The sequence below is a fragment of the Streptomyces sp. NPDC051183 genome (assembly GCF_040682455.1).
Taxonomy (GTDB): domain Bacteria; phylum Actinomycetota; class Actinomycetes; order Streptomycetales; family Streptomycetaceae; genus Streptomyces.
The window spans coordinates 1-20,696 of record NZ_JBFBBA010000073.1 but is presented as its reverse complement, the minus strand read 5'-3'; the positions used below and the strand labels follow the sequence as shown (position 1 = coordinate 20,696).

At 70.9% G+C, this 20,696-nt stretch carries 23 protein-coding genes; 3 read left to right on the top strand and 20 right to left on the bottom strand.

The window, feature by feature from the left end:
* Positions 1 to 17 precede the first annotated feature (17 nt).
* The 7 genes from AB0M99_RS35735 to AB0M99_RS35705 all read right to left on the bottom strand — a co-directional run bounded on the left by AB0M99_RS35735 (position 18) and on the right by AB0M99_RS35705 (position 5,203).
* Complete coding sequence (locus tag AB0M99_RS35735) at positions 18 to 308, bottom strand: hypothetical protein (protein WP_365928080.1); 291 nt, start codon at positions 306 to 308, stop codon at positions 18 to 20.
* A gap of 154 nt (positions 309 to 462) precedes the next feature.
* Complete coding sequence (locus AB0M99_RS35730; RefSeq protein WP_365928078.1) at positions 463 to 1,224, bottom strand: antirestriction protein ArdA; 762 nt, start codon at positions 1,222 to 1,224, stop codon at positions 463 to 465.
* Positions 1,225 to 1,297: 73 nt separating this feature from the next.
* The gene (locus AB0M99_RS35725; RefSeq protein ID WP_365928076.1) at positions 1,298 to 1,570 is read right to left on the bottom strand and encodes a hypothetical protein; all 273 of its coding nucleotides are present in this window, start codon (positions 1,568 to 1,570) and stop codon (positions 1,298 to 1,300) included.
* Between the two features lie 553 nt (positions 1,571 to 2,123).
* Positions 2,124 to 2,762, bottom strand: coding sequence for a hypothetical protein (locus tag AB0M99_RS35720; protein ID WP_365928074.1), 639 nt, complete (start codon positions 2,760 to 2,762; stop codon positions 2,124 to 2,126).
* Between the two features lie 279 nt (positions 2,763 to 3,041).
* The gene (locus AB0M99_RS35715; protein WP_365928072.1) at positions 3,042 to 3,332 is read right to left on the bottom strand and encodes a hypothetical protein; all 291 of its coding nucleotides are present in this window, start codon (positions 3,330 to 3,332) and stop codon (positions 3,042 to 3,044) included.
* A 165-nt stretch (positions 3,333 to 3,497) separates the two neighbouring features.
* Entirely contained in the window at positions 3,498 to 3,812 is a 315-nt protein-coding gene (locus AB0M99_RS35710) for a hypothetical protein (RefSeq protein WP_365928070.1), read from the bottom strand.
* A 206-nt stretch (positions 3,813 to 4,018) separates the two neighbouring features.
* Entirely contained in the window at positions 4,019 to 5,203 is a 1,185-nt protein-coding gene (locus AB0M99_RS35705; RefSeq protein WP_365928069.1) for a DUF932 domain-containing protein, read from the bottom strand.
* Between the two features lie 1,489 nt (positions 5,204 to 6,692).
* On the opposite strand from AB0M99_RS35705, the gene AB0M99_RS35700 reads away from it, so the two are divergent.
* Positions 6,693 to 6,995, top strand: a complete 303-nt coding sequence (locus tag AB0M99_RS35700; protein WP_365928067.1) for a hypothetical protein — start codon at positions 6,693 to 6,695, stop codon at positions 6,993 to 6,995.
* A 278-nt stretch (positions 6,996 to 7,273) separates the two neighbouring features.
* Here the strand turns inward: AB0M99_RS35700 and AB0M99_RS35695 are convergent, their stop codons facing one another.
* The 3 genes from AB0M99_RS35695 to AB0M99_RS35685 form a co-directional block, all read right to left on the bottom strand.
* Complete coding sequence (locus AB0M99_RS35695) at positions 7,274 to 7,807, bottom strand: hypothetical protein (protein ID WP_365928065.1); 534 nt, start codon at positions 7,805 to 7,807, stop codon at positions 7,274 to 7,276.
* Between the two features lie 104 nt (positions 7,808 to 7,911).
* Positions 7,912 to 11,517 carry a DEAD/DEAH box helicase gene (locus tag AB0M99_RS35690; protein WP_365928063.1) on the bottom strand — a complete coding sequence of 1,202 codons (3,606 nt, stop codon included), beginning with the start codon at positions 11,515 to 11,517 and terminating at the stop codon, positions 7,912 to 7,914.
* Between the two features lie 17 nt (positions 11,518 to 11,534).
* A complete protein-coding gene (locus AB0M99_RS35685) occupies positions 11,535 to 12,341 on the bottom strand; it encodes a Hachiman antiphage defense system protein HamA (protein WP_365928061.1) in 807 nt (268 codons plus the stop codon).
* 301 nt (positions 12,342 to 12,642) lie between these two features.
* Between AB0M99_RS35685 and AB0M99_RS35680 the strand changes: the two genes are divergently transcribed.
* Entirely contained in the window at positions 12,643 to 13,821 is a 1,179-nt protein-coding gene (locus AB0M99_RS35680; RefSeq protein ID WP_365928082.1) for an IS701 family transposase, read from the top strand.
* 274 nt (positions 13,822 to 14,095) lie between these two features.
* On the opposite strand, the gene AB0M99_RS35675 is transcribed toward AB0M99_RS35680, so the two are convergent.
* From AB0M99_RS35675 to AB0M99_RS35655, 5 genes are all read right to left on the bottom strand, one after another.
* Positions 14,096 to 14,497 carry a hypothetical protein gene (locus AB0M99_RS35675; RefSeq protein ID WP_365928059.1) on the bottom strand — a complete coding sequence of 134 codons (402 nt, stop codon included), beginning with the start codon at positions 14,495 to 14,497 and terminating at the stop codon, positions 14,096 to 14,098.
* On the bottom strand, positions 14,490 to 14,879 hold the full coding sequence (locus tag AB0M99_RS35670; RefSeq protein ID WP_365928057.1) for a DUF6354 family protein: 390 nt from the start codon (positions 14,877 to 14,879) through the stop codon (positions 14,490 to 14,492). The genes AB0M99_RS35675 and AB0M99_RS35670 overlap by 8 nt, the downstream gene beginning before the upstream one ends.
* A gap of 86 nt (positions 14,880 to 14,965) precedes the next feature.
* Positions 14,966 to 15,562 carry a hypothetical protein gene (locus AB0M99_RS35665; protein ID WP_365928055.1) on the bottom strand — a complete coding sequence of 199 codons (597 nt, stop codon included), beginning with the start codon at positions 15,560 to 15,562 and terminating at the stop codon, positions 14,966 to 14,968.
* Positions 15,563 to 15,664: 102 nt separating this feature from the next.
* Positions 15,665 to 16,018, bottom strand: coding sequence for a hypothetical protein (locus AB0M99_RS35660; RefSeq protein WP_365928053.1), 354 nt, complete (start codon positions 16,016 to 16,018; stop codon positions 15,665 to 15,667).
* Between the two features lie 130 nt (positions 16,019 to 16,148).
* The gene (locus tag AB0M99_RS35655) at positions 16,149 to 16,874 is read right to left on the bottom strand and encodes a hypothetical protein (protein WP_365928051.1); all 726 of its coding nucleotides are present in this window, start codon (positions 16,872 to 16,874) and stop codon (positions 16,149 to 16,151) included.
* Between the two features lie 260 nt (positions 16,875 to 17,134).
* Between AB0M99_RS35655 and AB0M99_RS35650 the strand changes: the two genes are divergently transcribed.
* Positions 17,135 to 17,368 carry a hypothetical protein gene (locus tag AB0M99_RS35650; RefSeq protein ID WP_365928049.1) on the top strand — a complete coding sequence of 78 codons (234 nt, stop codon included), beginning with the start codon at positions 17,135 to 17,137 and terminating at the stop codon, positions 17,366 to 17,368.
* A gap of 204 nt (positions 17,369 to 17,572) precedes the next feature.
* On the opposite strand, the gene AB0M99_RS35645 is transcribed toward AB0M99_RS35650, so the two are convergent.
* The 5 genes from AB0M99_RS35645 to AB0M99_RS35625 all read right to left on the bottom strand — a co-directional run.
* Complete coding sequence (locus AB0M99_RS35645) at positions 17,573 to 18,052, bottom strand: hypothetical protein (protein WP_365928047.1); 480 nt, start codon at positions 18,050 to 18,052, stop codon at positions 17,573 to 17,575.
* 613 nt (positions 18,053 to 18,665) lie between these two features.
* Entirely contained in the window at positions 18,666 to 19,268 is a 603-nt protein-coding gene (locus AB0M99_RS35640) for a hypothetical protein (RefSeq protein ID WP_365928045.1), read from the bottom strand.
* 79 nt (positions 19,269 to 19,347) lie between these two features.
* Entirely contained in the window at positions 19,348 to 19,557 is a 210-nt protein-coding gene (locus AB0M99_RS35635) for a hypothetical protein (protein ID WP_365928043.1), read from the bottom strand.
* Between the two features lie 60 nt (positions 19,558 to 19,617).
* On the bottom strand, positions 19,618 to 19,785 hold the full coding sequence (locus AB0M99_RS35630) for a hypothetical protein (RefSeq protein WP_365928041.1): 168 nt from the start codon (positions 19,783 to 19,785) through the stop codon (positions 19,618 to 19,620).
* A 291-nt stretch (positions 19,786 to 20,076) separates the two neighbouring features.
* Positions 20,077 to 20,696, bottom strand: a 620-nt coding sequence (locus AB0M99_RS35625; protein WP_365928039.1) for a hypothetical protein, incomplete at its 5' end; no start/stop codon positions are given.

Below are 20,696 nucleotides of genomic sequence, written 5' to 3'. Positions count from 1 at the left end.
CGCGGGGAGTGGTTGGGTTACAGGCGGACCGTCTGGCCCTGGTCCTCGACGTGGTCGGCGTCGGCCTCGGGGTCCTCGGCGTACTCGGCCACATGAAGGGAGAGTTCGTGGCGCAGCTTGACGGCCTGGACGCTATCGAGGCCCACGGCCGTCGGGGTGCAGTACTCGGCGCCGTAGGCGTACTCGTCGGCCCGGTAGAAGCCGTATCCGAGCCGGTCTACGGTCTCGGCGCCGCCGCCGTACAGTTCGTCGGCGAGTTCGCGGATGGTGTCGAGCTGGTCGGCGGCGGTGAGCATGACGGTCGGCACGAAGGGCTCCTCGGTTCGATGGTTCGCGGTGTCCGGCCCGAGGCTTGCCCTCCCCGTTCCGACATTGACCGGAACCTGAGGGTTTCCTCTATGAGCCTGCTGTCGGTCGGGTCGAATGCTGCTCCTGCGGCCTGCCCTTCCATTTCCGGGTGCCCTACGGCCCGTGCGCGGATCCTCCGCCAGAGCCTGGCCTTTTCCTGGGCGAGTGCGAGCGGGCCTGTTCCATAGACGTCCTCGTCGCCGCGCAGGACGGCGAGGAGGGTCTTTTGTTCGGCGGTCCGCTCCTCGAATGCGGCGGCGGCCAGTTTCCGCAGGTGGGCCGCGTGCTCGGTGGCGGGCACGTGCGCGCGGTAAAGGTGGAGTGGGTGGGACGGCATATTAGTTTCCTCGCACGAGATGGTAGGTACCGGCTCCGGCGTAGAGGGGGGATCACACTGCCGCTGTTGATCATGTGGATGGCGAGTGACTCCGCCACGGCCTCGATGTGGTCCAGCCACAGTTGCGGCACCCCTTCGGTGCCGTGGTCGGTGAGGTAGTCGAGTGTGTACTCGGTTACAGCCGATTCGGGATCGACGCTGAATTCGGTCGTCCGGATGTATTTCTCCTGGCACTTCTCCGGAAGGTCTTCAGCCTCACATGTTTCGTAAATGTGCTTGACGACTGCATGGGGGAATTCGTCCAGCGCTTCGGCAATAAGGACAAGGTTTTCGATGTCTTCCGTCTCGGCAATTTCGATTCCTCCAAAACCGTCGAAACTGTGGATCGCGTATTCTTCCGCGTCTCCTTGGGGGGAGGTTTCGAGTATGCCGCTTATCTCGCCGTATACGGCCTCGACGTCGGCGCCGATGTTTATCCATTTCCCGTGGAGTCGTCCGGCGTTGTAGTCGGAGAGGGAGGCGACATAAATTGCGTTCATGGGGGTTCGTCCTAGCCTTTGCGTGCCGGTGCGGGGTAGGGCCGGGCGGCCCCACCGGGCCGCCCGGGAGGGGTTATCCGATGACGCGCATTCCGATCAGGCGCGGGCTGTCGTCGGCCTCTGCGCACCAGTCGTGTGCGCAGTCGGCGCACAGGTGGGGGCACCCGCAGGTGTCGCCGTGGAAGGTGGCCACGTGCCAGCCCTGGTCATGGGCTGCCCAGGCTCCCGCGTCGGCGTCGTCCGGGAAGCTGGAGGGCTGTCCGCAGCGCTCGCACTGGATGGGCTCGTGCTCGTCGGCGGCCGGCCAGATGCGGACGGGCGGGGCCTCGGTGAGGACGGCGACCATGGGAAGACTCCTTGGCTCGGTGGCTCGTGGTGTCCGGCCCGGGGTTTGCCCTCCCCGATCCGACATTTACTATTCTAGCTGCCGGGGTGGGGTTTCGCAACTTCGGGGCGGTGGTTTTCGGGATTGCTTCGCCGGGTTCGGGGTTCGCGGGCGCGGAGCGGTCGCGTGTCCCTGCGGTCTGCTTCGCCGGTCGGCCGGGGTGGGGCCGTGGCGTGGACGTGCAGGTTGCCGCTGACCTTTCTTTCTCCCGCCCCGGTAAAGGCAGTTCCAGGGCTCGGGGGTCTGGCGGTCAAGCGCGGGAGGGAGTACCGCAGCCGGTATAGCGACGTAGGAGCGGGCCGGCGAGGACACGGACCGGAGCGCTTGAGGGCCAGACCCCCGAGCCCACAATCAGAAGGCCGGGGATGGAGGAAGACCCCCGGGGTCGCTCGGAGCGGAGCGGAGGGCGGCCGCGGGGGAGCAGCGCTCGGCGGAGCCGGGCTCCTTCCGGTGCGGAGCGCCGGCCTTGGTCCCTCCTTCGGCGGGTCTCCCGCGGGGGACCCGCCGGGGGCGGTCAGGCCTGGTGTTCGTTGTCGGGGCCGGCTGCGATGGCTTGGAGTTCCTGGATTTTCCGGAGCGTCTTGTCGCGGGCGGCTTGTGCTCGGCCGAGTTCGAGCTCCCGCAGGTTGAGGTCGTCGGTGTGCTGCTGGAGCCAGTGGGCGGCGGCGGTGCGGCGGGCGGTGTCCTCGAGGGCGGGCCGGTCGGGCTGGGTCCGCCAGTGGGCGATGACCGCGCCGAGTATGGCCTCGGCGTGGCGGGCGGTGGCGGGTGGCAGGGGCACCGGGTTGGTGTTCTTGTCTGGCCGCTTGGTGGGGACGGTGGAGCCGTTGTCGAGGGACTCGAAGGACACGGGGGAGGGGCCGGTGAGTGCGATCCCGTTGACGGTCAGCGGGTCCTGGCGGTGCAGCTGGGTGGGGTGTTCGGTTCCGAAGTGGACGAAGAGGTCGGGCCGCCACGCGCGGGCCGGCTCGGTGGGGTCCGGTGCCGCGGCCCCGGGAACCAGGACTAGGTGTCCGCGGGCGTGCGGGGCGCGGATCTTGTACGTGGTGGTGCCGTCGGCGGTGTTGGTGGCGACGTCCATGTCGAGGTGCCCATAGGTGGCGAGGTGCTGGGAGGCGTGGGTGCTGCGGCTGCTGGGGGCGGGGTGGGGCATGGGGGTCATCTCCTGGTGGTGCCGCTCCGGCTCTGGTCCGGCTGGGCCTGCCCGGGGACGGCTGTGTGCCGCCCCCGGGGCTGTTGGCGGGTCAGGGGCACGCCGGGGGAGCGGGGCGAGGACTGCTCCGCGCCGCTCGCCGGTCGTACATGCGGGCCTTGATCTGGTCCGCGGTGGGCGGTTCGTACCGGTGCCAGCCGACGGTGGGTTTCCATCGCTGGAAGTGCTCGCCCTTGTTGAGGCCGCACCAGCGGCAGGCGGACGGCGCGGCCGGGGGCTTCACGGGCGCTCCGGCGGCGGGGCCGGATGCGCGTGCGAGGGCTGAAGGTCCCAGGAGAGGTCCTGGCAGTCGACGCGGACGGTGTCGGGTATGGCGGCGGGAAGGGTGGTTCCGGGGCTGAGGGCGTATACGACGGTGACGCGCAGGGCGGCGCCGGTGTTGTTGCGCAGCCGGCCGCCGAGCAGGGCGGCCATGTCGTGGGGGGTGGCCTGGTCAAGGGGGACGTGCTGGCCGGTGACGCACTCGGTGCAGGCGCATCCGGGCGGGTCGACGGCTATCGGGGTGGGCATGGCGGGTCGGGCCTTTCGTGGTGCGGGGCGGGGGCCGCCGTGCGGCGGGGGCGGGGACGGCGGTGGGCGCACGCGGGCGTGGCGGCTCGATGCCGCCGCGTCCGCGGTCGCCGTGCCGGCCGGGGGGTGCCCGCCCTCCGGGGGACGGGCACCTGGGCGGCGGGGTCAGCGGGCCGCCGCGTCACGGTGGAGTCGCATCCCCCACACGGGGTGCCAGGCGGGAACGTGGCTGGAGGCGGCGGCTGCGCTGAAGTCGGGGACGACCTCAAGGCGGGTTTCGGGGCGCTCGCTGGGGGTGCAGCGCTCCCGGGCCTTGATCGGTACGAGGTAGCCGTTCTCCCAGACGTTGACGGGGGCGTATGAGCTGTCGGGGCACAGGGTGAGCATCTCGGTGCCCGTCCGGGTGACGACGAACCACCATGTGGAAGGGCAGGCAGCGGGGGTCTGGGCGGTCTGGGGGTGGGTGGCTGTCGACTGCATGGCGGGCCCTTCGGTTCGGGGGTGTGGCCGCGTGCGGCGGCTGGGGAATCCGGGCGGTGGGCGCGCGCGGGCGCGGCGGCTCGATGCCGTCGCGGTCGCGGTCGCGGTACCGGGGGCCGGGCCCGTCCGGGGTGGGAGTGCGGACGGGCCGGGCGGGGTGCCGCCCCGGGAGCGGTGGGAGTGGCTCCGGGGCGGCGGCTTGGGGGTTACGCGCTGGCCGCGAGGCTCATGGCGGTGAGGGCCTGGCCTTCGAGTTCGAACGCGGCGTCGGCGTCGTCCAGGGTCTGGGCGGTGGCCGTGATGGCCTGCATGAGGCCGCCCGCCGTGTTCTGTCCGCCCGTCACGAAGTGGCCCATGATCGACTCGCGCAGGCTGTCGGTGAACTTGAGCTTCTTCGAGACGACCTCGATGGTCTTGACGGGGTCGGCGAGCGGGCGGCCCGCCTCCTTCTCGATCTGGGTGAGCTTGGCCTCGACGTACTCGCGGTCAAGGAAGGTGGCCACGGCGTCGCGGGCCTGGGCGGTGATCAGGTCCAGGTTTTTCGTCTCGGTGTCCCCCGACCAGCGGATGACGCCCTCGTCCAGCTTGGCGCCGAGGTGGACCGCGCGGAGCGCGTCCTTCTGGATGGTCATGCCGTTCTCGCACACCTTGACGGTGATGCGCGGGGTGATCGTGAACGCTCCGGCTCCGACCTCGGAGTTCGCGATGACGAATCCGGCGGACACGATGGGCAGTTCGTCGCCGCTCTGGCCGGTGAACGGGGAGCGGTAGCCGCGCAGGAGGGCGGGGGCCAAGACCTTGATGTGCTCGGACTCGACGCGGACGATCATGCGGCGCTCGGTGAGGTCGCATCCGGTGATCTTGACCTCGTGGCCGGACTCCTTCACGCCGCTGAGCGCGGCCATCAGGACATCGAAGTTGTCGATCCGCTTGTAGCTGTCGGACAGGAACGCGCGCAGGATGCCTTCGCCGCCCTGCTCGCCGGTGAAGCCGCGCAGGAGGAACTTGCGGGTGGGGTCCTCGGCGAGCCAGCCCATGACGTTGGCGTCGTACAGGTCCACCTTGTCGGCGCGCATCCGGCGCAGGTAGGCGAGCGGGATGCCGAGCTTGGCGGCGATGCCCTCGTCGGCCACGGCCGTGGGGCGGTAGGTGCCGTCGGCCATGGTGACGCCGGTGTCGGTGAGGATCGGGGGGAGGCCCTGGACGGTGAAGTTCCCGCCCTGGACGGTGAGGGCACCGGCGGGGGCCACCATGTCGATCTTGGCGCCCTGCTGGCGCTGGAGGATCTGCGCGAGGTTGGAGAGATCGGCGTTGCGGGCGCTGGACGCGGCGTCGGTCGGGATGACGACGGCGGCGCGGCGGGTGAACTGCTCGGCGGTCTCGATAGCCATGATGCGCTCCTGTGTGAGGCTGGTTCGTGGTGTCCGGTCCGGGGGCTTGCCCTCCCCCTTCCGACATTTACTATTCTACTCATCCGGGGTGTGGCGCACAAGTTCTGAGCGGCGGATTTCCATGATCTTTTGGCGGATGTTCTGCGCCCCGCAGACTGGTTGGGCCCTGAGCGGGGGGTCCCTCCGGTCGGTCGGCGGCGCGGTGGGTGCCGCGCCCGGGTAGGGCGGCCGGGCTCGCGTAGCGACCGCGTAGCGGCTTGGCCTGGCCGTTCTGCCCGGGGGTGGCAGGGTTCGGACGTCGACCGACCGGAGGGACCCCCCGCGCCCCGCCGCCCCCACCACCGACCAGCCGCACCCGAGAGCGGCCCCCCGGCCCCTCTGGGAGTGAGGCTGGGGTCCGGGGCAGCGCCCCGCTCCTGCGCCCCGCTCCTGCGCCCCGCTCCAGCAGGTCCGTACGGACGCCGGGCCTGTGCCAGGGACGGCGGGATCGGACGCTATCCAGCGGGCCGGCGCCAACCGGGTGCCAGAGCGGCGTCCGATGCCGTTCGAGCGGGCTTCCGGCTGGGCGGCCGAGAGGGGGCGGGCCGGGCAGGTGCTCCTCGGCGGGGTCGGGTAATCCTCCCCGCAGCCACCTCGGTTCCCGCTACCGTGGCCGTCAGCCGCAGGGAGGTGGAGTGCCAACAACCGTGGTGGGGTTCCGGCTCGGGTCCGACAAGCAGGGGCGTCAGGTGACGGTGGTGCTAACGCAGGCCGGTGTCCTGCACCGCTGTAACGGTCCGATGGGCCTGGCCCCCAAGGCGACCAAGCCGGCCGTGCCCTGTGCCGTGGATCCCCATCCGGTGCCGCGGCAGTCCGCAAAGCTCCGGCAGATCCACGCGGAACTAACCGGCAAGGGCTACAGCCGGGTGTTGGTGGCGCCCGCCTGCGTACGGTTGGAGGTTACCGAGCACCCGCTCCACGCCCATCCGCACGGGCCCAACGCTCCTGCCGTACACCCGGAGCTGCTGGAGGAGTTCCTAGGCCTCGCGCCGTCTGCCCCGCTGCAGCTCGACGAGGCGCTCCGCGACTTCTACACGGCCATCGGCCTACCAGCACGCCCCCAGCATCTGGTCCGCGCCGGCCGGACACCGGCACCTCTTCCGTCCCGGGCCGATGGAGCGCTTCGCGTTCTCGCCCGCGGCTCCGCCATCAGCTCGTCGCCACGCCGGACGATCGGCTGGAGGGTCACCGCCGGCGAAGTACGCCTCCACGTCGGGGCGGGCGGCGAGGCCCTGGCCCACGGGGAGGTCGCCGAGCTCCAGGCCGCCCTGACGGCATGGCTCCGCCTCAACCCGGCTCCCGGCATGCAGGCAGCACCACCACCGCGCCGGGCAGAGACAGCGGAGCGAATCCCACAGGCAACGGAATCTGACCAGCCGCGTGTTGGAGGGCGTCGACCGGGTGGTACATCCGGCTGACGGGAGACGGATCCCGCTGCCATCATCAGCCGATGGAGTACTTCACCCTCACCACCAAGACGACCGGCCAGGACCCGGCTGCAACCGCGGCTGCCCTCCAGCAGGCCTGGGACGCCTGCGCCGAGGTGCCGTGCCCCAAGTGCCACGTACCGGCAGGGCAGTACTGCCGGGACCGGACTGGTGGCGTCTTGTATGTGACGCGCTTCCACCGGCCCCGACAGGACGCCGCGGGCGTGCCGAGCGTGCTCGGGCCGGTCGGCATCCACGGGCTCAGCTGGGCCAAGGGCACCGGCCGGTACAGGTGGGATGACCGCCGGATTCCAGCGGCCCGGTGACGAACTGGCTGCAGGCCCAGCGAGACGCCGCTCCGTAGACCTGACCACTGGGCCGTTGCGATGAGTCGACGCAGGATGGCGTGGCCGGGTGGGCCTCAGCTGGGCTTTCCGCCGGGGCGGCCCGGCGCCGTGGTTCCACCCGGACGAACCGCCCTCGCAGCACAGCCCATCAGGACCTCGAACGTCTCCTGCCAGCGGCCGGGATCTCAACGGTGGCCGCATCCGTTCCCGGACCAGCCCACAAACGCGATCATCAGCAGCGGGCGGCCGACGGCTGGCTACCCGGCCCAACCGGTGACGGCCACCACCTCACGCGCGATGTCCACGACATGCCGTCCGTCCGTCACCACCCGCACGGTCCCCGCACAGGCGCGCTGGTCCAGAAGCCGCGCATTGCGCGCACTGCCCTTCAGCTCCTGCTCCAGTTCCGAGCCGAGTTCCCGGCCGACCAGCCGCTCGCGAGCGGTGGCGTCCGAAGCCGTGAGCAAGACCCGTGTGATACGCGCCTGCGCCCCCATGGCACGCACGAACATGCCGGTCGCCTCAGGCAGCACGCTGGCGGTGTTCGTGTAGATCAGGCGGCGGTAGCCGCGCTGGGTGAAGTTCTCCCACACGGCCGTCAGGTTCTTTTCGGTGATCTCCGAACGGTGAGGGTCCCCCTCTGGTGCAGGGTGGACCTGCCCCATGAAGTCGCCGTCGATGACCGCATGGGAGACCGCCGCGGCGCGCAGCAAAGCCGAAACTTCCCACCCCACCGTCGTCTTGCCGACGCCGGCCCGCCCTCCGATGAGCAGAACTTCCGAGTGCTCCATGGACGCAGCATGCCCGGTGGCGACAGCCTCACGCGATCCGATATCGCTCCGTCCCCATGACCACGTCGGCGACCAGCAAGATCGCGATCTCCGGTCACCGTCTTCTACCGGCTGAGGGTGATGGCGAGCTCGACCTGGTCGTGGCCGGCGAGCCGGTCCGCACCGGAGCCGTTGGCGAGGGCCGGGGTATCGGTGCGCAGGACGGCCGTGACCGTGGGGGTGGGCTGATCGTCGAGGGCCAGCGCGAGGGGCCGGGCGGTGCCCTTGGCGATCCAGCCGAGATGGACCCCGAGGTGTTCCACGCGGATGGCGTTCGGGTCGGCGGGGTTTTCGTGGTCTCGGACGAGGTCGAGGACGGTTCCGGCGGGGAGCCGAGCGAGGTATTCCTCGCTGGAGGTGTGCCGGATGCCGCGCAGCGGGGTGGTGAACATGCCGCGTCCGCTGAGGATGGTCTTCTGGACGGTGTGGGGGCTGCGCCGCTCGGTGCTGCGGATGAGCAGGGCGGCGACGCTGGGGGTGGTGAGGGCGGTGATCTCGTCGGTGGTCAGGTTGCCGAGCCAGCTGGTGAAGTCGGAGAAGGACGGCTCGTGGACGGGGCAGCGTGAAGCCAGGTCGATGGCCGCGCCGCGCTGGTCGATTCCCAGACTCGCGGCGTAGCAGGCGGGGGCGGTGTCGACGCCGTACTTGAGCATGGCGGGCAGGGCGGAGAGCGGCCCTTCGGCGGTGATGCCGTGGCGGGTCTCCAGGATCTGCAGGATCGCCGAGACGGTCCACGCGAGGTCCTGGACGATCACCTTGTCGATGTACGCGGAGGTGACGGTGATGTCCTTGGCGCCGAGGGCCTCGTGGTGGCCGGCGTGGATCTCCTGGAGCGTCCGGCCGGAGATCCAGTCGGTGGCGATTGGGACGACGGTTTCGACCGGCCGGTTCTTCGCGGTGGCGCTGCGCCGGAGTTCCTGGATCGTGGTGGCGGCGGTCAAGACGGTGTGGCGCAGTGCCGGCCATCCTGCGGGGCTGAGGAGGTCCGGGTAGGTGGTGAGGACGACGGCGATCCCCTCCGCGGCGGTGATCGCGTCGAGGCCGCCTTGCAGGCTCAGCCCGGTGCGCAGGACCGCCGCGCGGGCGGCCGGGTCGGGGAACTGGCGGGCGAGCGCGGCGACACGGCTGGCGGTGAACCGGACGAGCGGCTTGAGGGACCAGTCCTGGGATCCGATCTGGTGGCCACCCAGGGTGTGCGCGAGCAGGTCGTGGGCGGCTTCCTCCAGCAGCTGCTGGTCGGCCGTGTCGACGACCTCCTCGGCGAGCATCGCCAGGAGCTGGAGATCCAGACCCTGCGCCCAGTTGGTCAGCTCTTCCTGCTCCGGTTCCGGGAGTTCGAGATCGGTCAGGTCCTGTCCCCGGGTTGGGCGGGCTCCCAGCCTCGCGACAGCGAGGCGGTAGTAGAGCGCGCCGATGGTGGACAGGACCGGTTCCATGTTGCCCTTGTCGAGGTAGCGGCGCCGCAGGGCGCGCGCGTCCTTGTCGTCCTTCGCGATGAGGACGACGTGGCCTTCCGTCTCCCGGAAGGCCCGGCCGGCCCGGCCGGCGGCGTTCCAGAACTCACGGACGGGGATTTGTGTCCTGTTGCGCGAGGTGCTGTGTACCAGCACGGTCTTGACCGGCAGGTTCATGCCCTGGGAGAGGGTGCTGGTGGCGCACAGCACACGCAGTGTGCCCTTGCGGTAGGCGCGCTCCAGCAGGTGACGGACTGCTTGCGGGACCGTGCCGTGGTGGTAGGCGATCCCTTGGATCACCATCGCGGTGAGCTCGTGCTCCTCGCCGAGGTGCTCGGCGATCCTCTCCGAGAGCTCCAGGCGCTGATCTCGCAGGTTCGATGCCTGCCAGCTGGCGGCGGGGTCCGCACCGAGGACGGGGATGCCGGTCTTCTTGAGCGCCCTTTGCAGGGCGCGTGCGGCGGCCTGCGCGTAGGCCGGCTGCGTCGCGGCGATGAGTACCGGGCCGAGGCGTTCGAAGTGCAGTGCCAGGGCGGCCGCGACGTCCTTGGCGTCGCGCGGGGACAGCTTGGTGCGGTTGAGGTGGCGGGTGAGGACCCGGGGGACGAAGAAGTCGTCCGCTTGGGCGGTGCCGTACTGGATGCCGCCGCTCTGCCCGTGCTTCTCCTGGCCCCACCAGGAGAACACCCCGGTGCGCAGCTGGGATGGTGACCAGTCGGTTTCCGCGTGGTTGGTGCCTTCGGCGGTGGGCTCCAGCCAGCGGGCGATGTCCTCGCCGTTGGGCAGGACGGCGGACAGCAGGACGATCCTTGCCTGCGCGGTGGTCCGGCGGATCCGGGTGAGGACCATCTCCAGGCGCAGCCCGCGCGGGGACCGGTCGATGGAGTGTCCCTCGTCGACGAGGACCAGGCGCAGCCGGCTGGCGAGCTCGGGGGTGTTGCGCAGCAGCAGGTCGAGCTTCTCGGTGGTGACGACGAGGATGTCGGTGAAGTCCAGGAGTTGCTTCTCGTAGCGGACGTGTTCGGCGCCGCCGAAGAGGGAGGAGACGCGCAGGCCGACGAGTTCGAGGCTGGCGGCGAGGTGCCGCTCGACCTGCGCGGCGAGCGCGCGGGTGGGCACCACGTACACGGCCAGCGGAGGGTCCATGAAGCGCAGGAGCAGCCCGAAGGGGCCGTCGTCGGTCTCGCCGGTCTCGTCGGTGTCGGCGAGGGCGTGGAGGATGGCCCACTCGGCGATGTGGGTCTTGCCTGCGGAGGTGGGCATGGTGACCGTGAGGCTGTGGGCCCGGGCGTCGAGGAGGCCTGCGTCGAGGGCTTTGCGCTGGGATGGCCAGACCTGGGTGAGCGGGTGGCCGGAGACGATCAGGGCCTTGAGGTAGCGCTCCCAGGTCCTTGACCAGCTGGAGGCGCGGCGCAGTAGGAGCCACGGGGAGGTCGCGACGATGTCCTCGACGGCGTGGGCGAGGGAGTCGACCAGGGTCCAGGTGTCCACGACGGAGGCCTGGAGGAGGATCGACGCGGCCTGCTTCAGATCGGTGACCGCGGCGCGGCCGGCCGTACGGTCGCCTCTTCGCCACAGCGCGGCAAGTGAGCGGGCCGCGCGGCCGACGAGGCCGTAGGCGGCCAGTACAGCGAGGTCTGCCTGCTCGGCCCGGCCCGCGTCGAGTGCGACGGTGAGTTCGCGGCCAAGGCGCGGCACTTCGCTGACCGCGGCCGCTCCGAGCTGGGCGACGGCGTCGATGTCGCGCTGCAGGATCGCGCCGGCGGCCGCGGCGATCCGGTACGGGGCGGCCGCGGCCGCGGTGGGCCCGTCGGTGTCGGGCAGGTCCCCGTACGCGAACAGTTCCCCGACCTCCTGCTGGAAGGTGCGGGCGATGGCGGTGGCGTTGGCCTGGTAGCCGGCCAGACCCCACATCGTCGCCGAGATCGCCAGCAGCTCGATCCGGGCCTCCGGCGCGGCGGCCCGCGCGGCCAGATCGGCGTACGCCTGGGCGATGTCCGGCAGCGGCCCCGGATCTGCACGGCGCTCGCGCGGGGTACGGGCCAACTGCCCGAGCCGGGCGAGCGAGAGACCGCGGCGCAGAGCGTCAGGATCGTAGGTGTACTCGGCGCTCCCCTCGGTACTGATCTGCTCGGCCAGGACGTGGGAGTGCAGCTGGCCGAGCAGGGCCGCGGACGCCTCTCCCGTGGCCAGTGCCTCGTCGCCGAGACGCCGCATGGTCCCGTCGTCGTCCCTCACGCTGTGCCCGCCGTTCCGCTGTCCTTGCTGCTGCCGGTTGTGCTGCCGGGGGCGGTCTCGGCCGCGTCGTAGACCCGGCCGACGAACTCCTTGAGGTCGTCGATCTTCACAACGGTCAGCTCGGTGCGCTGGGTCACCTTCGCGCCGAGCCCGGTCACGATGTCCTCCTTCCACGACTTGGCATCGTGGACGAAGAGCATGTGCCGCTCCACCTGGCGCCGCGCCGGATCGCGCAGCAGCGCGCCGAGCCGGCGCGCGAGGAACACCTGTCCGCGGTCGTTGCAGCGCGCCATGAGGAAGTGGATGCTCTCGTCGAGCCGGGCGAAGACCTTCTCCAGGCTGTCGTACGCCTCGGTCCCCACACGGTTGTCCCGGGAAGCGCGGGTCTTCACCTCTGGCACCGCGATGGCCGGCGGGTCCTGCCGGAAGCGGAACGCCAGCACGTCCGTGCCCTGCACGGCCTGCGCCGGGGTCTGTTTGTAACGCAGCTTCAAGACCGGGACGCACCACCGACGCACCTTCCGGTAGAGCGCTCCGGTGATGATCTCCCCGAAGTCCCCGTGCCGGATCTTGCGGTCCACGGGGAACTTGTTCTTCCGCAGGTAGCCCGCGACCTCCGGTGCGCCCAGGTCGTCGAAGACGTTGGCGAGCTCGCCGGGGACCAGGTAGTTGCGCATCACCTCGTGGCCCAGCTGCGTGACAAGCTCCTCGTCCTCGATCAGCCCGCCGTCAGCGAGGAGCTGGTACTCCAGCAGCCCGTCTGGCTGCTGGACGTCCTGGGGCCTGAGCCACTTGTCGAACACGCGCGCCTCTCCTCCCCCTGGGCGTGCACCCGGTCGGCGAACGCGTCTCGGACCTAGGCTAGGTCAGTACCTGCTCGTCGGCTCCGACTAGTACTCCAGCAGTACTTCGTGGCTTGACCTGGGGAAACGTCGAGCGGTGGGAGTGTAGCGGGCAGAGTGCTGTCACGGACGGCTTCTGCCCGCCGGCCCCTCGAAGGAGTGCCCACGGCGACGAGATCGCCCTGGGCCGGGGAAGCCTCTCGTCGTGATCACCGAACAGGCCGAGACCTGGGACCGCGACCTCGACGACCTCTTCACCACCATCGGGCACCACTTCGGCCGCGTCGAACCCCGCCGCCGGATGCGGGACTACGTGCGCGCGCTGCTCGCCCCGGTGGCACGCAAGAACAGCTGGCAGCTCGCCGAACACGCCGGCCACCGCACCCCCGACGGCCTGCAGTACCTGCTCTCCCGCGCGCGCTGGAACCCCGATGACATCCGCGATGACCTGCAGACCTACATCGCCGGACAACTCGGCCGCCCCGACGGGGTACTGATCATCGATGACACCGGATTCCTGAAGAAGGGCACCACCTCCGCCGGAGTCCAAAGGCAGTACTCCGGCACCGCCGGCCGCACCGAGAACTGCCAGATCGGCGTCTTCGCCGCCTATGCCAGCACGGCCGGCCGCGCCCTGGTGGACCGGGACCTCTACCTGCCCAAGTCCTGGACCGACGACCGTGAGCGCTGTCGCGCGGCGAAGGTCCCCGACGAGCGGGAGTTCGCCACCAAGAACACGATCGCCGCGGCGATCGTCCGCAGGGCGCTGGCCTCACCGCTGCCGATCGCCTGGGTGACGGCGGACGCCGCCTACGGACAGGACAACCGCTTCCGCCGGATGCTGGAAACATCCGGCGTCGGCTACGTCCTGGCAGTCCCGAAATCCCAGTTCTCCCTCGCCGGCCCGCGCATCGACATGGCCTTCGAGCAGGCCCCCGACCAGGCATGGGAACGCCGCTCCTGCGGCGCGGGAGCGAAGGGGCAGCGCGAATACGACTGGGCTGCCGTCCAGTTGCGCCCGGTGGCCGAATACGACCATCAGGACGGCGTGCTGATCCGGCGACGCTGGGCACTGGCCCGACGCAGCCTCAGCAGGCCGGACGAGATCGCCTACTACCTCGGCTACGCGCCCCTGGACGTCGGCGTGGACGAGCTGGTGCGGGTGGCCGGGTTCCGGTGGGCCATCGAGGAGTGTTTCCAGGCAGCGAAGAACGAGTGCGGCCTGGACGAGTACGAGGTCCGCCGTTATATCGGCTGGTACCGGCACATCACCCTGGCCATGCTCGCGCACGCCTTCCTCGCCGCGATGAGCGCGCAAGCAGCCGAAAAGGGGGATCCACCAGTGAGGATGCCGAGGTCATCGCGCTCACTGTGGCAGAAGTGCGGCGACTCCTGGCAGCTCACGCACCCCGGCATCCCCGCGCCCGCACCCGCGCGCTGAGCTGGTCACTCTGGCGCCGTCGCCGCCAAGCGGTGGCCCGCCGCTGCCACTACCGTCGCCGTGGGCACTCCTTCGAGGGGCCGGCGGGCAGAAGCCGTCCGTGACAGCACTCTGCCCGCTACACTCCCACCGCTCGACGTTTCCCCAGGTCAAGCCACGAAGTACTGCTGGAGTACTAGAGAAGGCCGAAGGTGATCGACCCGTCGGTGGACCGGAGAAGGGCCTGCCGAGTGACGGAGATGCTTGTTGGTGTGCCGTGTGAGCGGCGCACAGGTTAAGAACCGCTGTCGAGCTTGACCGGCTCCGGGACCTCGACCAGGTGGCCGAGCCCGCTGTCGATGGCCTCGGTCGCGGCTGCGGGGAGTCCATAGGCGGCGGTGTAGCCGCGGCACATGGCTGCCGGGGTGCCGAGCGGGGCTACTGGGTCGAGGGTGCTGTGGCAGACCACGGTGCCGTCCCGGCTGGAGCGAACCGCCTCGATGAAGGCCTGGAGCCGGCCGGGTTCGAGCTCGACGGCCGTTCCGGCCGGGTTGAGGAGACATGTGGTGCAGCGCTTGCGAAGCACACGGATCTCGCCGGTGGACGGGTCCGCGTACGAGGGCGCCCTCTCGGCGATCAGGTCTTCGGCGCGCATCTCGGCGAAGGCCTGGCGGAGCGGGATGAGGTCGTCAGCCATCTTCCTTCTCCGGAGCAATGTACGGGGTGAGGGCGCTCCAGGCGGCGCTGGCGTAGTCGGTGACGGTCGCGTCCTCGCGGTGGACGTGCGCGAGCGCGGCCAGTAGCTGGGAGTAGCGCGGGTCGGTGGATACCGCGGGGGCTTCCTCAAGTAGCTCCCATTTGGCCCGGCTGGCCAGGGAGTGCACCGCGATGTACGGGGTGCGGCCGATGGGGCCGCCGTGGTCGTGCTCGACTCGGTAGGAGGCGCGCTGGTCCGCACCGATTTCCTCGACACGTAGGCGGCGGTCTCGGTGTTTCACGTCGGGGGCGAGGTCGCGGTACAGCTGCCCGACGGCCACGGTTCGCACGTTCGAACTCCTCTGCTTCGAGCTGCCGACCATTCCGATACGGAGGCCGGAGCGGGAGGTTGGGGTGCCGCCCCGGACGGCAAGGTACCGGAGCAGCATGCATGAGGCACCCCTCTTGATCATTTGCCCTTGTCGGGTGAGACCCCACCCTGCGGCACGGCCTCGCACTGGGTTGCTCGCAGGCCCGCGCGAGCGCGGATGAGCCGGGCGCGGTTGGCGACTTCGTCGGGCGGGGGCATCGGTCCGCCCCGGCCCTGGGCCGCGAGGCTGCGGATGCGGGCGGCCTGGCCTTCAAGCAGGGCGGCCGCCTCCTCATGGAGTTCGGCATCGGTTCCGGCCTGCGCGAGGACCGTCCAGTGCCCTCGTGCGCCGGGGAGGAGCACTTCACGCTCCCTCGCGGTGACGATAAGCGTGCGCTCGGCAGGCCCTCCTGTGCCCGTGAGTTGAACGAGGTAGTGGAACTGGATGTCCGAGGTGGGCAGCACGAGGGCCGTGCGCTCGCCCGTCTCCTCCTCGCCCAGGACGTGAGGGGCGTGGTCCGCGGCCCAGCTCTGGAAGAGGCCGGCGTCGGGGACCTGGCCGGTCTGCCGTGCGGCGTGCACGAAGTCCGCGAGCGCGGGCAGGAAGGTGCTGGGGCTCAGCCAGTGGTTGCGCTGCAGGAACGCGGGCGTGCCGCTGTCGGTCTGGTGCCACTCGATGATGGCGCGGGCTCCCATCGGGAGGCCTCCTCGGGGTCGTGGTGAGCTGCTTCGGGTTGCCCTCCCGGAGATTGGTGGTCTGCCGGGCGCCCCGGACAGGACCGGGGCGCCCGGGAGGTTTCAGGAGGAGGTCAGGCTCGGGTACCTCTCGGTCGGGGGCTCGACGCTGCCGGGGGCGAGCGGGAGGTACTCGTGGTCCGGGAAAACGTTGTAGGTGCAGAACCTGGCGTCGGGGTAGGCGTAACTCTCCTTCGTTCCCCGGTAGGTCCGGCTCCACCGGAAGGACCATGAGACGAAGCCGTCCTCATCGACGCTCACCGCGCTGACCTCGCCCACCGAGTACTCGGTGTAGGGGCCCGGGGTGAACGCGCTCTGGATGAGCATTCCGGCCTTGAGGTCGCGGGCCGCGACTGCGGGCAGCCCGGTAGCGACGCAGGCCGCGCAGGGGCCGTTGGCGTGGTGCTGGTGCGGCATGGGGAGCAACTCCTGGAGGCGGGGCGGTGTGTGGGGCTGACCCAGAGCCTGCCCTCCCTGTTCCGACATTAACTATTCTACTTATCGACCGGTGGGGTGTCACCGGGACACCCCACCGGGTCCACCGGCACTACCCGGGGAGCTGGTTCTCCTCGCAGGCGATGACGAGGTGTTCCAGGATCCGCTCGGGCCTGCCGGGACGGTCCTGGAGGCGCGCGACCCGCAGCGTGATCCGGCGGTGGCGAGCGAGTGTCCGCCCGCAGACCCTGCACTCCCCGAACACCAGGTTGGGCGTACCGGCCGCGGCGAGGCGCAGCTGCTCGGCGTCCCACACCTCGTCCGGGGAGCGGGTGGCCGCCAGGGCGTTGCCGGTGTGGTAGAGCTGTCCCTTCAAGTCGCCGGAGTCGAAGAGGTACCCCCAGACGGTCTGACCGCTGCGCAGGTCGATGATCTCCATGAGGGTCTTGGCGGGCTCGTGTTGAACGCTGGTCTGGAGCATGAAGTCCGGTGGGTGGGTGCCCAGCATGAGCTCACAGGGGCCTGTCGGCGGGAGGGGGAAGTCATCACGTGTCCGTCCTGTAGCGGGTGGTGGTGGGGTCGGGGCGCCGCCCTGCTGGGGCGCCGGCCGGAGGCGGCGGGCCTGGGCGATGCGGTCGGTGAGCTCTCGGGCGGTGCGGGCGTCGTCGCGGATCCGGCGGAGCGCCGTTCGGCGCTGCTCTTCCAGGTCTCTGACGTCCCGGGGGGCGTAGGCGTATTCGGCTGCCTGGTGCAGGTCGGCGAGGTCGGGCCGTCCGGTGTGATGGCGGACCAGGGCGGCCACGGTGGAGGCCGCCCGCTGATGCGCGCGGTCGGTCACACTGCCCCTCTCCCACGCGTCTGAGCCCGTGGCCCGGGCGACGGTGCGGCGGGGCGCCGGGCGGGGCCGGTGTCACGCCGCGGCGCCGACATGCGGGAACCCGGGGCCAGCGACCGCCGGTCCAGACCTCCCAGAGAACGGCCTGGGGAGTATCCCGGGCCAGCTGCCGCGCCACGCCCGGGCGTGAACCGGTCGGGCGGCTGGCGGAGCGTGATGAAGGCGATCGCCGAGCCCGTGGCGGAGAAGCCCCGGACGAGGGCGTGCTGGAGCCGGTCGGCCTTCTGGGTCTGGAGCTCCATGTCGTACTCGCGGACGAGGTCGTCGTAGACCTCCTCGTCGCCGACGGGCTGGCCGTTGCGCCGGGCTGCGGCGACGAACGCGCGCACGGTGTCGAGGTCGCGGGGGTGAGGGGGGTGAACATGGCGCCGCCGCCCCGGCCGGTGTCCTCGATGGACCCGGCCGGGCGGCCCTTGTGGGAGAGGACCGCGTGGTAGGAGGACAGGTCGCTCACAGCGTCGAGTTCGGTGACCTTGAGGTCGCCGTGGGGCACGGCGAGGCCGGTGTGGCGCAGGATGATGGACACGAAGCGTCTCCTTGCTCTGGTTCGTGGCGTTCGGCCCGAGGTTTGCCCTCCCCGTTCCGACCATGTGCCTGCGCGGCTTCGCGCTTTCGGGCGGCCGCGCAGGCGGGCGGGGTCCTTAGTACTGGTCGGGGGCGTCGGCGTGGCGGACGGCGTCGCCGTACACCTCGTCGGCGAGGCAGGTCAGGACGTAGAGGATGTGCGAGGGGCGCTTGTAGCGGCGGGCGATCGGGGCGATGACCTTGGCGGCGTAGCGTTCGAGGTGCTCGTCCTTGTCGCCGGGGCAGAGCGCGGCGTACTGCATGACGTGGGTGACGCGGACGCTGTGTGCACGCAGCGGTTCCTCGCTGTCGATGCGGAAGGACCGGTCCTTCGCCTTGTAGTACGAGCGGTCGGCACGGTGCATGAGCGCGGAGAGCGCCGTAGTGGGGTTGTCGTATCCCTCGGAGAGGGGTGTGAGGACCTCGCTGGCGTACTGGTGGAACTGGGCTTCGAAGTCGGTGTACGGGCGGGTGGCGAGTTCGATCATGTCGGCCATGATCTGCATCTCGTCCTGGAGGAGGAGGTCGTAGGTCTCCCAGTCGAATTCGTCGGCCACGGGGGCGCTCCCTTGCTGGTTGATGGTTCGTGGCGTTCGGCCCGAGGTTTGCCCTCCTCGTTCCGACGTGTACTAATCTACTCCATGGGTGTTGGTTCGTCAACCCGGCTTCCGCCCGCCCGGATCCGGGCCGCCGGCTGCTGGACGGCGTGAAGCTCGGCCCGTCAAGTCCCTTTCACCCGAAGGGCTTGAAGCTCGGTAGTGATCTTCAGCGGCGCGTGCGGGTGCCGTACCGTTTGCGGACTGCGCGAGCCCAAGGGGGCGCAGGATGCCGGACCAGGGAGAGGGCGGGCACAGGGGTGGGCGCGAACGACCAGGAGGCCGCCCGCGCGGAGCACGAGCGGCAGACGGGCCGCGGCAGCGGAAACGGCCTCGCGGAGGCCGGCTGAGCGGGGTCACGGCCAGGACTCCGCCGCCCTCGGGGCTCGGACCGGTCCGAGCCGCACGCCGGGACCCCGGGGTGATCCACCGGCGCGTCTAAGCCTGGTGCCCGGGCGCGGCCGTCGAGGTCGAGGCGGAGGCCGTGATCGAGATCGGCGTTCGGGTGGAGCTGGCGCATGGAGTGTCCAAGTCCTGGGGCGGGCGGTGTTGTGGCGTATGTGGGGGAGCGGGTTCACTCCCGGTGCGCTTGGGCGAGGACCTTCACCACCTTCGACGCGACGTCCAGGGGGAGCCGCTCGATCTTCAGGTCGGCCGTCGCTCCGCTCTCGTCGAGCCGGGCTCTGGCCTGAACGGGGGAGTTCCGGGGCGTGCCCGGCAGTGGGAGGGAGAGGCTTCCGGTGACCGTGACGGCGCCATCGGGGTGGCTGCTGGACCACCGGCCATCGGGGAGGAGCCGGCAGAGGTGCTCGGCGGCCTCCCGTCGGCGTGCTGATGCCCATGCCTCGTTCAGCACGTGCAAGCGGGCTGCGGTGTTGGCCTCCGCGTAGCGGGGGAGAAGCTTGCGGCGGACGTCCTGGGCGATGGCCTTCCCCCGGTCCGCGCGGGCCGAGATGGGGGTGGGGGCGAACGGCTCGCCTCCGGCCGGCATCACGGCGTGGACGCGGATGTACGCGGTGGTGTGCATCCGGGGGGCGCCAACTTCCAGGGTCAGGCCGTCGGGATGGACGATCTGAGCCCGGCGGCCCGAAGCGTGGTCGCCGCCCACGGTCCAGGGCGCGCCGAGGCCTTCGGCGATCTCGGAGGCGGCCTGGATGCAGATGTCGAGCTGGTTCATGCGCTCTCTCCGGTGATGCGGTTGGGTGCGCCGCGCGCGGTGTGCACGTGGCTTCGGGGGCGCGGCCCTGTGGGCGCGCTCAGTTGTCGTGCGCCCAGTGGAATCCGGCGTGGTGGACGCGGTCCTGGACCTCGTGGAAGAAGTCGGCGCCGGAGGCGCCGCGCGCGAGTTCGTCCAGCGTGATCCGGGCGATGTCGAAGGGGTTGGGAATCCCGGCGCGGCGGGCCGTGCGGTCGGCGGCACGCAGGAGGGTGCGGGCGAGGTGCCCGATGATGGTGCGCTGGTTCATGGGGGCCTGACGGTAGGGCCGGGGCGCCGCGTGAACGCGGCGCCCCGGGGGCTCTTGGATCTAGGCGTGCGCGAGGGGCGCGGTGGCGTTCAGGCGGGTCGTCGTGTGGTCGAACCGCTGGCCGCAGGGGGTGCAGAGCCAGGTGCTGACCAGTGCGCCGGTGAGCGTCACGCGGCAGTGGCGCTGGAGTACCTCGGGGCGGCGGCAGTCGTCGCAGTGGTTCGTCATGATGGTCTCCGTGAGGTGCGGGCGGCGGTTCGTGGTGGCCGTTCCGGGGTTCACCCTCCCCGTATTCGACATTGACTATTCTACCGATTGCGGGTGGGGGGTGCAACCCTGCGTCCTTCGCGGCGGTGGAGCTGCTGCCAGGCCGCGTCGGCCCGGGCGTCCGCAGCCGTGTAGCCGCACGGACAGCCGGGGCGACAGAACGAGCGTGCGGGCGCCTCGCACCCCTCGCATGCCTCGTCGAAGTCGGAGGGGTCGAACGGGCGGAGAGCGGGAGGCGGTTCGATACCTCTGTCACTCATGAGCGGATCCCTTTCCGGTGGTGGGCGCGGCGGGGGCGCGGTGGAGCCAGAAGCCGGGGCTGATCGGGTCGTGATGCCGACGGCCCAGCTCCCATCCCCGCAGCCGGGCGAGCCTTCCCCAGGACCACTCCTGGCCGGCCTCGCGGTAGTCCTCGGCGTCCGGCCGGTCCGTCACCCACAGCCGGGTGGTCGGCGGGGCGGCGAACGGGACGTCCGCACGGTCGGGGTACTCCACGACGGTGCGGACCAGGACGCGGGCGGCGCTGAAGGGGATCTCCTCGGTGGAGCCGAGGAGGGCTTTCCAGACGGGGCAGGTTTCACAGTCGGGCTGCCGGCCTTCCCAGCGGGAGGCTTTGACGCAGCTGCCGAAGCCGCCCCACCGCGCACGGAAGGTGTTGTAGCTCTCCAGCAGGGCGGCGTACGAGGTCGGCTGGAGAGCGCACTGGGCCCCGATGCCCATGTGCGCGTTGAGTGAGAGGCGGTTCCACCCGCCGCGGGGCCGTGTCGGGGAGGGTTCGGGCAGGAAGACCGGCATGGCGTCATCTCCTGGGGGTTGGCGGGTGGCGGCCTGGTGGAGCGCGCGGCGGCCGGGGGGCCGCCCCGCGCCGGCGG